The following is a 13048-nucleotide window of genomic DNA, read 5'->3' on the forward strand; positions in this document are numbered from 1 at the left end:
GAATGCAACCATGAAGGTCATGGCAGCAGTGAAACGTGTCGTCGATTACAACGTGAAGGTCCGCGTGAAGGCGGATGGAAGCGGCGTGGAAATGAGCAACGTGAAGATGTCGATGAATCCGTTCGACGAGATCGCCGTCGAAGCGGCCACTCGCCTGAAGGAAGGCGGGCACGCGAGCGAAGTGATCGCGGTGACGTGCGGTCCGGCGCAAACCACGGAGACGCTGCGCACGGCGCTAGCCATCGGCGCGGATCGCGGCGTGCTCATTCAGACGGACGCGGAATTGCAGCCGCTGGCCGTCGCGAAGTTGCTGAAGGCCGCGGTCGAGCGCGAACAGCCGCGACTCGTGATTCTCGGCAAGCAGGCCATCGACGACGACGCCGGTCAGACGGGCCAGTTGCTTGCCGCGTTGCTCGACTGGCCGCAGGCGACCTTCGCGAGTCACATCGAGATGGGCGCGGATACCGCCACGGTCACGCGCGAAGTGGATGGCGGTCTCGAAGTCATCCAGGTTGTGCTGCCTGCCATCGTGACGACGGATTTGCGCCTGAACGAGCCGCGTTACGTGACGCTGCCCAACATCATGAAGGCGAAGAAGAAGCCTATCGATACGCTGAGTCCCGCCGATCTCGGCGTCGATCCTTCACCGCGCCTGAAGACGCTGAAGGTCGTCGAACCGGCGGCGCGCAAAGCGGGCGTGCGCGTAAGCGACGTCGCCGCGCTCGTCGACAAACTCAAGAACGAAGCCAAGGTCATTTGAATGAGCACACTCGTCATTGCGGATCACGACGGCGCGCGCCTCAGGGCGGCCACGCTCAATACGATCAGCGCCGCGCGCCAGTTGAACGCGCCCGTGCACGTGCTGGTCGCGGGTCACGATGCGCGCGGCGCGGCCGATGCCGCGAGCCGTATCGAAGGCGTGGATCGCGTCGTGCTCGTCGATGCATCGCATCTCGCCGATGGTCTCGCGGAGAACGTCGCCGCACAGGTGCTGATGCTCGCGCCGTCCCATACGCATGTGCTCTTTCCGGCGACGGCGTCGGGGAAGAACGTCGCGCCGCGCGTCGCCGCGAAGCTCGATGCCTCGCAGATTTCCGATGTCATCGCCATTCACGACGCCGATACCTTCGACCGGCCGATCTACGCGGGCAACGCCATCGCCACCGTGCAATGCGATGACGCGATCAAGGTCCTGACGATCCGCACCACTGCATTCGATGCCGCGCCGTTGTCCGACGCATGCGCTCCCGTCGACACGAAAGAGGCCGTCGCGGGGACGCTGCGCGCGCGTTTCGTGCGTCGCGAGATGGCGGTGAGCGAGCGGCCGGAGCTTACGTCGGCGCGCATCGTCGTCTCGGGCGGGCGCGGCATGGGAAGCGCGGAGAACTTCGCGCTGCTCGATCCGCTCGCGCAAAAACTCGGCGCGGCGGTCGGCGCGTCGCGCGCGGCGGTCGATGCGGGTTTCGCGCCCAACGACTGGCAGGTCGGACAGACGGGCAAGATCGTCGCGCCGCAGTTGTATGTCGCGGTCGGCATATCGGGCGCGATTCAGCATCTGGCCGGCATGAAGGACGCGAAGGTCATCGTCGCCGTGAACAAGGACGCGGAAGCGCCTATTTTCAGCGTCGCGGATTACGGGCTCGTGGACGATCTGTTCGAGGCGGTGCCGCAGCTCGTGAGGGGGTTGTGATGGGCTGAGTCCCGTGGGATTGACCGCCTCCTGATCCTGCCTTGAAGCAGCGTGTCGATGCGCGCTTACTTCGTGTGGACTTGGTCTGCTGTCCCCGGCATATAACCGCCCTCCCGTGTTCATAGGCGACGAAAGCGCTAATTGTCGACGATGCCAACTGGCTTGACAGCGTTTCCGGAGCCGATCGAAAGATGCCGTTTCACACCTTTCCGCGGCCCTCGCTTCCTTGGCTAGCTGTTACGCGAGGTCCGCCTGTCATCGACGACCAGCGCGCGTGTCGCCTCCCGACCCATAGGCGACGCTCGCACTGCCGTCGTCTCAACGTCGGCTATCGGAAGGTGAGCCGCCCCTCGCATCGACGTGCGGCGACAGCGATTGTCTGCGGCACAGAGAACCGGGGTGATCCCGCAGTGCCGCTGCCTCTTCTTCAACGCGTGAAAACGACGCATCACCAGCGCTCCATGGCGTCTTGCAGCGCGTGCACACAAGGTGGTTACAGTGGAAGCAGGCGTGGGTGGGCCGACGCCGGGCGAAGCCGCGAGTCCGGCATGGAAAGCGCCCGCCGTTGAACGGACGCGGTCAGCTGGGGATTTCATGGACGCGCTCGTGCTCATGGCGTCACATCCGACGGAGATGTCCGGTCGCAGCGGGATGCCGCGCCGCATGCCTATCGAGTTGTTTCGAGATGATGCGGAGTACCGGGGCGACGACTACCCCAGTCAGCCACGTTCGTTGCGGCTTTTGATTGCCATTTTCGCCCTGCGACCAACGGTGGCACCCTCGCCTGCCGGAAGGCGGCGCCGACAATCGAACTGGCCGATAAGTCGGTCGACGATAGGTTGGCGCAGCCGTTCGAACTCGATGCCAACGACGCTACATACCAGTGGAACGCCGCACGCGGTTATAACCCCTGTGCCTGACCTAGGGAGCGTGAGGCTGCGGTCCTCGCCATTAACGCCGCCGACAATGAGCGCTGTCCGCCGGAGACCGCTGATGGAGCGGGCTTGCAATTTGTGCGCAACGGCCGGCTGCTTCTAATACCTGGCAGCGAGGACACGTGCGGTCACGGTACGAACGTGCTGGCACGCTTTTACAAGCGGGAACTAAATGAACTGCTGCGAACGGCCCCACGCACAGGCGATCAACGCTTTGCGGTCGGATAACGTCGATAGTCCTGTAGCTCGCTGTTGCATGAATTGGCGCTAGCGTTTCTCTTCTAGCCAAAGAGGTTGTGCTGAATACCAATAAGATGCTCAGTAAGCGCCTTCACCGCTGCATCTGTGTCGCGGTCTCTGAGGGCTTCAACGATTTCACGATGCTGGGCCTCATATTCCTTGCGCCGTTCCGGAGTCAGCGAGCGCGCTTTAAGGCGCCCCCATTCGCCTTGCTCTCGCACGCGATTCGTCAACTCAAGGATCTTGAGGAAAAAAGAGTTATGCGTTGCAAGTGCGAAAACTCGGTGGAGCTGACCGTCCCAATGCTCAAACTCCTCGATAGTCTGCGCGGCCTCCGAGCGCTCGATGCATTCGATCATCTTTGCGAAATCTGCGCCCGTCGCATTGCGGGTGATAAGCCGAGGCATAAGCGGTTCGATCAGGAGTCGCGCTTCCATCAGTTCAGCGGGACTCGTCTGGTCCTCCGGTGGCGGTTCTGCTCGCTCGCGAATCCTCGCAGGGAATGTACTGGCAGCCCCGGGCCGCACGAAAGTGCCGCTGCCGACGGACTGCGTGATCAGTCCGCGCTCTTTCAAATCCTGGAGCACCCTCCGGACGGCCCCTCTCGATGCTCCAAACTGCTCGCTCAAAAGGCGCTCGGCAGGCAACTTCGCCCCTTCGCTCAACCGACCAGACGCGATCTCTTCACGCAGATACGCTGCCAGCGTCTTCGCGCCGGCCGCCCGAACCGTGCTGCCACGACTGTCAACGTCGCTCATTCTTTTGCTCCAGTCTTTCGCACGGAAATGTCGCGGGCGATGTGCCCGCCATCAGCGACGGCGCGCAGCGACTGGCGCGCGGCATTGCCGCCATGCTGTTCGATGCTGACCGCGACCGGCATTTCGCTGCGCTCGAAGCCTTCGACAGAGCCGAGTTGCTCGGCGACGAATGGCGAGACGCGGACGCGCCTTAACCTTTCTCAAGGAGCTTCGATGATTCCCCCCCTCCGACTCTCCGACGACGATGTCGTCGCGCGGCTTGCCGGCATTGCACCGCATGGCACGACGGCCGAGTTACGCGCCGCGCGCGGCGATGCATCACGCTTCACACAGGGCAGCTTCGATGCGCTGTTCGCACCCGATGCGACAGGGCTTTCTCTCGACGAGAGATTGGCCGCAGCCGCCTATGCCGCACATTTTGCCCGCGCATATGATGCTGCGGACTTTTATCGGCAATCCATTGAAGCGGGCGACGTCCGACACGTGCTCGATTCATTCATCGCCGACGACTTGGCACCGGCCGGAACGGAAGCCCGGCTTACCGCGATTCTTGCGCATACGCGCGCGCTGAGCGTGCTCGACGCAAGCGCCGACCGGGCAGCGCTCGGCAAACTCGAGCACGTCGGGCTGTCCACGCCTGCCATCGTCGCGCTGTCGCAATTGGTGGCGTTCGTGTCATATCAGGTACGGGTCGTGGCAGCGCTGCGGGCACTGGAGGCGTCGGCATGATGCGCTCCCATGCATTCACTTCGCAGACGCTCGGATGGACTTCGTGGCTGGACAAGGCGGACCTGTCGCAGGCCACGCCGGAGCAAATCGCCGTACTGGAAAAGAGTCATCCGCAGGCGAAGACGTCCGATTACTATCTTCTGCTGGCTCACGAGCCGCAGATCCTCGAACAGCGTTCGGGTGCGTTCAACAGCGTCATGTATGCGCCTCGCGGTCTGCCACGCGCCGAGCGCGAATTGGCCACCACGGTCGTGTCGCGCGTCAACGGCTGTGTGTATTGCGCATCGGTGCATGCGCAGCGCTTCACTCAACTCGCGAAGCGGGACGATGTGATCGCACAGGTCTTCGCCGACCCGCAGACGGCCGGCACCACCGACCGCGAGCGCGCCATCGTGCGCTATGCAATCGATCTCACGCTCGCACCGGAATCGATCGATGCAGAGTCTGTCGCCGCACTCGCGGCGGCGGGGCTGACCCGGCCCGAGATCCTCGACCTGTCCTACGCGGTGGCGATGTTTGCGTGGGCCAACCGGCTGATGCTCACACTCGGAGAGCCGGTGCTTCCGGACTGAAGCAAGAACGAAGCGCCGCACGCGGTCCGAAGCCCGCGTGTACGGGATCAACCGCGCCGGAAACTCGCGCCGATATGCGGCGCCTGCAAACGCGCACCTTGCCCCAGCAACTTTTCGCGCAGCGTGCCTTCGGCGTAATGCTGCTTGTAGACGCCGCGCCGCTGAAGTTCCGGTACGAGGTATTGCACGATGTCGTGAAAGGTGCGCGGCGACTCGACCCAGGTCAGATTGAAACCATCGATGCCGGTTTCTTCGACCAGCGCCTGCAGTTCATCGGCCACTTGAGCGGCATCGCCGACCACGACCGCGCCGCGGCCACCGATCGACACGAACTCCACCGCGTCCCGCACGGTCCATTCGCGTTCCGGATCGAGTTTGCTGAACGACGCGAGCGCGGATTGTCCGGCGTCGGTATCGACATAGCTGAGCGTATCGTCCGGCCGGTAGCGCGACAGATCGATGCCGGTCCATCCCGACAGCAGCGCCAGCGCGCCCTCGTCGCTCGCGCGTTCTCGATACGCGGCGTAACGGGCTTGCGCGCGCTCGGCGGTTTCATCGACGATCACAGTGAGCATGGCGAACAGCAGCGCGCTGTCCGGTTCGCGCCCCGCCTCGCTCAGTGCCGAGCGGATGGCGCGCGCCGAACTGCGCAGACCATTACGCGTCGGCGCGCCGAGAAAGATGCATTCGGCATGCCGCGCCGCGAAGCGAGTGCCGCGCGCCGACCCGCCCGCCTGAAACAGCAGCGGCGTTCGTTGCGGTGATGGCTCACACTGAAAAATGCCTTCGCTATCGAAATAGCGGCCTTTGTGCTCGACAGAGTGGATGCGCGCAGGGTCGGCGTATATGCCACGTGATGCATCGCGTTGAAGCGCGGCATCTTCCCAGCTTCCTTCCCAGAGCTTGTAGCAAACCTCGAGAAACTCGTCGGCCCGATCGTAGCGCTCGTCGTGCGCGCGCAGTTCGTTCTGGCCAAGACTGCGCGCTCCGCTTTGCAGATACGACGTGACGACGTTCCAGGCCACACGTCCCTGGCTCAGGTGATCGAGCGTCGTGAACCGCCGGGCAAGCAGATACGGCGCCTCGTAGGCGACCGAAACCGTCACGCCGAAGCCGAGGTGCTGTGTTGCGTGCGCCATCAGCGGAATCAGCGGTACGGGGTCGTTCATCGGCGTTTGCGCGGCGGTGCGCAATGCGGCGTCCGGACTGCCGCCGTAGACATCGTAGAGGCCGGTCACATCGCCCAGAAAAAGACCGTCGAACAGGCCGGCTTCGAGCGTTTGCGCAAGGTCGACCCAATAGCGCGTATTCAGATAGGAGACGGATTGGTCGCCCGGTGCGGTCCATTGACCAGGGGCAAGGTGGCCGACGCAATTCATCATGAACGCGTTGAGACGGATCTGGCGGGGCATGGGAGTCCGGGTAAAAATGGCTAACCCTAGAGTCTAAGGTTCGGGCCGCCCTGCCGTTTGACGATCTTTTCATACGCTTATGCGCTGACGCGATATAAGGAAATCGCGCGCGCCGGAATGCAAACTGCATTCGCCATGCAGTTGCGGGGCCCTCCATAAACGAAGCGCAGATGATGTGCGAGGTGAGTCGCATCACCATCCGCGCTTTGCTTCAACGACGTCCCGACAGATGCTTCATTACCGAGACGAAGCGATCTGCTTCATCGCACGTGTTGTAGAACGCGAGTGACGGCCGCACGGTCGCTTCCACGCCGAATCGCCGCAAAATAGGCTGCGCACAGTGATGCCCCGAGCGCACCGCGATGCCCTCTTCGTTCAGCGCCTTACCCACTTCTTCCGTCTCATACCCCTTCAACACGAAGGACAACACGCTCGCTTTATCCTTCGCCGTGCCGATCAATCTGACACCGGGAATCGGCGCAAGCAGGTTGGTGGCATACGCGAGCAGATCATGTTCGTATCGCCCGATATTCTCGATGCCGATACGCGTGACATAATCCAGCGCCGCGCCCAGACCCACCGCATCCGCGATATTGCCCGTCCCTACTTCGAAGCGATTCGGCGGCCCTTGGAACACGGTGCGTTCGAACGTGACGTCCTGAATCATATTGCCGCCACCTTCCCACGGCGGCATATCTTCCAGCACGTCACGCCTGCCATACACCGCGTCGATGCAACGTCGGTCCAAAAACCTTGTGGCCCGAGAACACGAAAAAGTCGGCATCGATCTGCTGCACATCTACTCGCATATGCGATACAGACTGCGCGCCATCCACCAGCGCACGCGCACCCGCACGATGCGCCATCGCCACGATTTCCTGCACCGGCACGACCGTGCCCAGCGCATTCGACGCCTGCGTCACGGATACGATCTTCACGCGTCCGTTGAGCATGCGCTGATACTCGTCGAGCTTCACCTGACCGGAATCATCGACGGGAATCACGCGCAGTTTCGCGCCCTTCAGCGCCGCGAGTTGCTGCCACGGCACGATGTTGGCGTGATGCTCCAGATGCGACACGATGATCTCATCGCCTTCGCCGACATTCTTCACGCCCCACGACTTCGCGATCAGATTGATCCCTTCCGTCGTGCCACGCACGAAGATGATTCCATCCGTCGATGCCACGTTGATAAAGCGCCGCACGGTATCGCGTGCGCCTTCGTAGGCGTCGGCCGCGCGCCCCGCGATGGTATGTGCCGCACGATGGATATTCGAATTCTCGTGCGCATAGCAATACGCGAGCCGATCGATCACCGCCTGCGGCTTCTGCGTGGTCGCGGCGTTGTCGAACCAGACCAGTTGCTTGCCGTTCACGCGCTCCTGAAGTATCGGGAAATCGCGACGAATGGCGTTGAGGTCGAATGGCGGATGCGCCGACGGCGCAAGCGGTTTGGCGTGCGTGCGCGAGTCGTCGGTGAAATAAAACGGCGCGGAGGCTGGTGCGACGGGTGGTTCCAATGACAACGACTTCAGGAAATCCTCGTTATGGAATCCAAACGATTCCGTATCGATCGATTTCAGGCCGTTGCGCTGCGGAAACGAAGGCTGACCGCCTTCACTCCAAAAATAATAGCCCGACGCCACTGCTTGCGATGCCGCCGGACGTTCCGCCTCCACCGGTTCCGTACCGAGCGCGGCGCCACCAAAACGCGGTTCGAGCGCAGGCGCGACCGTTTGCACGAGATCCGGCACGCCGTCATGCGCAACCGCATGCGGGGCAAGCGCAGGCACGCGGTTCCCGAGCGCCAGCACATGAAGCGGTGACGAGGGCGCGAGATTCGCACCGGGCACTATGCCTTGCGGGATCGCATTGCCCGGAATGCCCGTACCCGTCCCGCCCGGACCCGCTAGCGCGGACCCCGGCGGCGCAGGATTGCTGATGACGCTTTCGTAAAACAAGGCCGTCTATAGCCATCAAAATCAATTGTCCGAGGTGCGGTCCCGAAGCCGAACCAAGCAATTTTCATTTGTATAGAAGCGCGCATGCACGCCGGCCGCCGGCGATGATTTGCATTGCGCGCATTCGACGCTATCGATCCGAGAAACGCGTATTTGGTCCGTCCGGTCGTGCTTTCTATACTCGCAGTTCCGTCAGCACTCGCCTCGTGAGAGTGCCAATTCAGATAGATCAACCGTAGCCGCCGGAGGAATAGCAGATGAGTTTGCGTCCCTTGCACGATCGCGTGATCGTCAAAAGACTGGACCAGGAAACGCGCACTGCGTCAGGGATCGTGATTCCCGAAAGTGCAGCCGAGAAGCCCGATCAGGGCGAGATTCTCGCCGTCGGACCCGGCCGGCGCGATGCCGACGGAAAGCGCGTCGAACCGGATGTACAGGTGGGCGACCGCGTGTTGTTCGGCAAATACTCGGGACAGGCCGTCAAGGTCGATGGCAACGAACTGCTCGTGCTGCGCGAAGAGGACATCGTCGCAGTCGTGAACGCAAAATAAGGAGTGTCGGATATGGCAGCAAAGGACATTGTTTTCTCGGACAGCGCCCGCTCGAAACTGATCGAGGGCGTCAATATTCTCGCCAACGCCGTGAAGGTCACGCTGGGTCCGAAGGGCCGCAATGTCGTGCTCGAACGCAGTTTCGGCGCACCGATCGTGACCAAGGACGGCGTGTCGGTGGCGAAGGAAATCGAGCTTGCGGACAAGTTGCAGAATATCGGCGCGCAACTGGTCAAGGAAGTGGCATCGAAGACCAGCGATCTCGCCGGCGACGGCACGACCACGGCGACGGTGCTGGCGCAAGCCATCGTTCGCGAAGGCAATAAGTATGTTGCGGCAGGCCTGAATCCGCTGGATCTGAAGCGTGGCATCGATCGCGCCGTGATCGCTGCGGTCGAAGAGCTGAAGAAGATCAGCAAGCCGACAACCACGAGCAAGGAAATCGCGCAGGTCGCCACGATCTCCGCCAACGGCGAAGAATCGATCGGCCAGCGCATTGCGGAAGCGATCGATCGCGTCGGCAAGGAAGGCGTCATCACGGTGGAAGACGGCAAGTCGCTCGCCGATGAACTCGATGTGGTCGAAGGTCTGCAATTCGATCGCGGTTATCTGTCGCCCTACTTCGTGAACAATCAGGACCGCCAGGTCGCAGCCATCGACGAGCCGTATATCTTGCTGCACGATAAGAAGGTGTCCAATATCCGCGATCTGCTGCCGGTGCTCGAGCAGGTGGCGAAGGCGGGGCGTCCGCTGCTCATCATCGCGGAAGATGTGGAAGGTGAAGCGCTCGCTACGCTAGTCGTGAACAACATTCGCGGCATCCTCAAGACGGTGGCCGTTAAAGCGCCGGGCTTCGGCGATCGTCGCAAGGCCTTGCTCGAAGATATCGCCATTCTCACGGGCGGCCAGGTGATCTCGGAAGAAACGGGTCTGACGCTGGACAAAGCCACACTCGCTGAACTGGGCCAGGCCAAGCGCGTGGAAGTGGGCAAGGAGAACACGACTGTCATCGACGGCGCGGGCGACACGAAGAATATCGAAGCACGCGTGAGGCAGATTCGCGCGCAGATCGAGGAAGCCACGTCGGACTACGATCGCGAGAAGTTGCAGGAACGCGTGGCGAAGCTCGCGGGCGGCGTGGCCGTGATCAAGGTGGGCGGCGCGACGGAAATTGAAGTGAAGGAAAAGAAGGACCGCGTGGACGACGCACTGCACGCCACGCGCGCGGCAGTGGAAGAAGGCATCGTGCCCGGCGGCGGCGTGGCGCTGATTCGCGTGAAGCAGGCCATCGCCGATCTGAAGGGCGCAACGCCGGATCAGAACGCGGGGATCAAGATCGTGCTGCGTGCACTCGAAGAGCCGCTGCGTCAGATCGTATCGAACGCGGGCGAGGAAGCGAGCGTGGTGGTGTCTAAAGTTGCCGAAGGCACCGGCAATTTCGGCTACAACGCCGCAACCGGTGAGTACGGCGATCTGGTCGAAGCCGGCGTGCTCGATCCGACCAAGGTCACGCGCACGGCCTTGCAAAACGCGGCGTCGGTGGCGGGTCTGCTGTTGACGACGGATGCAACTATCCACGAAGCGCCCAAGGATGCCGCACCGGCTGCGTCACCCGGCGGTCCCGGCGCGGGCGGTCCGGGCTTCGACTTCTGATTCTGTCCGCTTGCCCGCTTCATGCAACCCCGCGTCGCTTCGCGCGATGCGGGGCTTCTTATATGCGAATACTCCGCCACCTGGACTGTCACAAAATTCAGGATGCCTTGAATAAATTCGCAATCGGCAGCGTGTGGGCGTAGACCACCCCGGCGCGCAGTATCACGGCGACTGCGTAGGCTTCGTCGAGTGCTCCCGGCAACACGCCGCTCTCTACAGCGCGCGTATGAAGCTGTGCGCGCAAGGCCTGATTGTCCTGTGCCTGCGCAACGGCGGCTGCCGTGACCAGACGCAACGCAACGGGCAGCGTGTCGTCGCGCAATACTGCGCTTGCGAATTCATCGCGGCTCGCACCGATCGCCGTCTGCGTCAGCGCCGAATCAGGCTGCCCGACGCGCAGATCTTCGTCGATGCGCAACGTACCGCGACCATACGTTTCCAGCGCTGCCGTGATGTAGGACGCCGCGATCAGTTCGTCGAGCGACGCTCCGAGTCGTTTGGCAATTTCCGCGTGATGCTCGATGCAGTACTCGCAGCGCGTCGCCTGAGCGACCGCCACGGCGATCAGGTGTTTGTCGCGGCTCGATAACAAGCCGTCATTCCAGTGCGGCTGCGAGAGGCGGCGAAACGCCTGCGCGTGGGCATTGCGCGTTTCGAGCGCGGCGAGTGAGCGGGCTTCGGCTTGATGGGTCATGGCGTGAAGATTGAGAGGAGTTCTGTGTCGCAGAGGCGAACCGTACACCATTCGTACGCATTGCGCAGTGCTGTTCGATGCACCACCGGTGCGCATCGAACCGTCATATGCAGCGCAGATTTAATTGGTTCGGCATAGCGCGCTTTGTTGCTATCGTGCGGTCCCGCCCGTCCTGGAAAGTTATCGGACGCGCCACGAACATTAAATCGATCCAAGGGGAATCACACGTGTCCATCAACAGTTCGCCCACGCTCCTGCAGCGCTGGTCGCGGCCGCTCGCCATCGCGGCGCTTTTCCTCGCGGGCCTGAGCAGCGTTCATGCGCAGACGCCCAAACGCGGCGGCACGCTCACGGTCATCGCACAGCCGGAGCCGGTGATCCTGACGGCGGCTCTGAGCACGTCGTCGCCAACCGGCATCTTCAGTACGAATGTCTTCGACGGTCTTATCGAATACGACAATGCGTTTCACTTGAAACCCGGCCTTGCGGTGAAATGGGCGTTCTCGCCGGACGGCAAGACGCTGACGCTCAATTTGCGTCAAGGTGTGAAGTGGCACGACGGCAAGCCCTTCACCTCGGCAGACGTGAAGTGGACACTCGAAAACGTCTGGAAGAAATATCATCCGCGCAATCAGGCGCTGTTCGCCAATGCGGAAAGCGTGGATACCCCCGACGATTACACCGTCATCGTGCATTTCTCGAAGCCTTCGCTCGCGGTGCTGAGTTCGCTCAACAGCAACGGCGCGCAAGTGCTGCCGAAGCATCTGTATGAAGGCACGGACATTCTCAACAATCCGTATAACAACAAGCCGGTCGGCACGGGACCGTTCATCTTCCGTAAGTGGGTGAAGGGTGACTACATCCTGCTCGAACGCAATCCGGACTACTGGGACAAGGGCAAGCCGTATCTCGACAAGGTCATCTACCGCGTGATTCCCGATGGCGGCGCGCGCACTGCCGCGCTCGAAAAGGGTGAAGTGCAATATGCGCCGCTCAGCCCGGTCCCCGCGCGCGATGCACAGCGCCTCGCCAAGCTGCCGACGCTCAAGGTCGATACCAAGGGTTACGAATGGCTCTCGCCGTGGCTGTTCCTCGATATCAATAATGAGCGCCCGCAACTCAAGGATGCTCGCGTCCGACAGGCGCTTTATCTGGCCATCGATCGCAATGCGTATAACCGGGTGGTCTGGTCCGGATTCGGGAAACCGGCGGTGAGCCCGGTGGTATCGACGCTGACCGAATTCTTCGAGCCGAACGTGCCGCAGTATCCGTACGATGTCGCCAAGGCCAATGCACTGCTCGATCAGGCCGGCTACAAGGCGGGGGCGAACGGCACGCGCTTCAAGCTGACCATCGACTATCTGCCTTATGGCGATGAATTCCTGCGCAGCGCAGAATTCATCAAGCAGGCGTTCAAGCGTATCGGTATCGATGCCGACATCCGCAATCAGGACACACCGACCTATACGCGCCGCATCTATGGCGACCGCGATTACGACGTGACGATCCAATGGTATGCAGGCTTCTCCGATCCGCAAGTGGGCGTCACGCGTGAATATCAGTCGGACAGCATCGGCAAGAACATTCCGTTCACCAATGGCTCGGGCTACCGCAATGCGCAGGTCGATCAATGGATCCGCGAAGCGCAGGCGTCCGGGGATCAGGCCGAACGCGTGAAACTCTTCAAGCAGTTTCAGCGTCAGGTGCAGACCGACCTGCCCTCGCTGCCGCTGCTCGAACTGCACTTCTTCACCGTGCATTCGGCCGATCTGAACGATACGGTCTCGGGCGTCGATCAGGTCTACGGATCGTTCAAGAACGTCTGGTACACCGACCCGTCGAAGCATCCCTAA

General features: G+C 62.0%; 10 protein-coding genes and 2 pseudogenes. 8 read left to right on the forward strand and 4 right to left on the reverse strand.

The genetic code is table 11. The annotated features are described in order from the left end of the window. Positions 1-10: 10 nt before the first annotated feature. Positions 11-760, forward strand: coding sequence for an electron transfer flavoprotein subunit beta/FixA family protein (locus tag BG57_RS12735; RefSeq protein ID WP_035963474.1), 750 nt, complete (start codon positions 11-13; stop codon positions 758-760). Next, positions 761-1690 carry an electron transfer flavoprotein subunit alpha/FixB family protein gene (locus BG57_RS12740; RefSeq protein ID WP_035963476.1) on the forward strand — a complete coding sequence of 310 codons (930 nt, stop codon included), beginning with the start codon at positions 761-763 and terminating at the stop codon, positions 1688-1690. It abuts the gene before it with no gap. A 1216-nt stretch (positions 1691-2906) separates the two neighbouring features. On the opposite strand, the gene BG57_RS12745 is transcribed toward BG57_RS12740, so the two are convergent. Continuing rightward, positions 2907-3623 (reverse strand): FadR/GntR family transcriptional regulator, encoded by a 717-nt coding sequence (locus tag BG57_RS12745; RefSeq protein WP_035963478.1) that lies wholly within the window; start codon positions 3621-3623, stop codon positions 2907-2909. Positions 3624-3631: 8 nt separating this feature from the next. Between BG57_RS12745 and BG57_RS33765 the strand changes: the two are divergent. From BG57_RS33765 to BG57_RS12755, 3 genes and pseudogenes are all read left to right on the forward strand, one after another. Then, positions 3632-3817, forward strand: a pseudogene (locus BG57_RS33765) (FAD-dependent oxidoreductase); the annotation flags it as partial. Between the two features lie 19 nt (positions 3818-3836). Beyond that, positions 3837-4352 carry a CMD domain-containing protein gene (locus BG57_RS12750; RefSeq protein WP_035963480.1) on the forward strand — a complete coding sequence of 172 codons (516 nt, stop codon included), beginning with the start codon at positions 3837-3839 and terminating at the stop codon, positions 4350-4352. Further along, positions 4349-4924, forward strand: a complete 576-nt coding sequence (locus tag BG57_RS12755; protein WP_371875874.1) for a peroxidase-related enzyme — start codon at positions 4349-4351, stop codon at positions 4922-4924. Before BG57_RS12750 ends, BG57_RS12755 begins: the two co-directional genes overlap by 4 nt. A gap of 47 nt (positions 4925-4971) precedes the next feature. Here BG57_RS12755 and BG57_RS12760 read toward each other — a convergent pair whose 3' ends face one another. Further along, positions 4972-6336, reverse strand: a complete 1365-nt coding sequence (locus BG57_RS12760; RefSeq protein WP_035963482.1) for an LLM class flavin-dependent oxidoreductase — start codon at positions 6334-6336, stop codon at positions 4972-4974. 211 nt (positions 6337-6547) lie between these two features. Further along, positions 6548-8279, reverse strand: a pseudogene (locus tag BG57_RS12765) (family 2A encapsulin nanocompartment cargo protein cysteine desulfurase); the annotation flags it as partial. Positions 8280-8554: 275 nt separating this feature from the next. Here BG57_RS12765 and BG57_RS12770 point away from each other — a divergent pair. Both BG57_RS12770 and groL read left to right on the forward strand, forming a co-directional pair. Beyond that, positions 8555-8848 carry a co-chaperone GroES gene (locus tag BG57_RS12770; protein ID WP_035963485.1) on the forward strand — a complete coding sequence of 98 codons (294 nt, stop codon included), beginning with the start codon at positions 8555-8557 and terminating at the stop codon, positions 8846-8848. 12 nt (positions 8849-8860) lie between these two features. Next, positions 8861-10501, forward strand: a complete 1641-nt coding sequence (gene groL, locus BG57_RS12775; protein ID WP_035963487.1) for a chaperonin GroEL — start codon at positions 8861-8863, stop codon at positions 10499-10501. A 97-nt stretch (positions 10502-10598) separates the two neighbouring features. Here the strand turns inward: groL and BG57_RS31175 are convergent, their stop codons facing one another. Further along, positions 10599-11195, reverse strand: a complete 597-nt coding sequence (locus tag BG57_RS31175; RefSeq protein WP_052005772.1) for a carboxymuconolactone decarboxylase family protein — start codon at positions 11193-11195, stop codon at positions 10599-10601. 227 nt (positions 11196-11422) lie between these two features. Here BG57_RS31175 and BG57_RS12785 point away from each other — a divergent pair, with 227 nt between their 5' ends. After that, positions 11423-13048 (forward strand): ABC transporter substrate-binding protein, encoded by a 1626-nt coding sequence (locus BG57_RS12785; protein ID WP_308743679.1) that lies wholly within the window; start codon positions 11423-11425, stop codon positions 13046-13048.

It is taken from the genome of Caballeronia grimmiae (assembly GCF_000698555.1).
Classification (GTDB): Bacteria; Pseudomonadota; Gammaproteobacteria; order Burkholderiales; family Burkholderiaceae; genus Caballeronia; species Caballeronia grimmiae.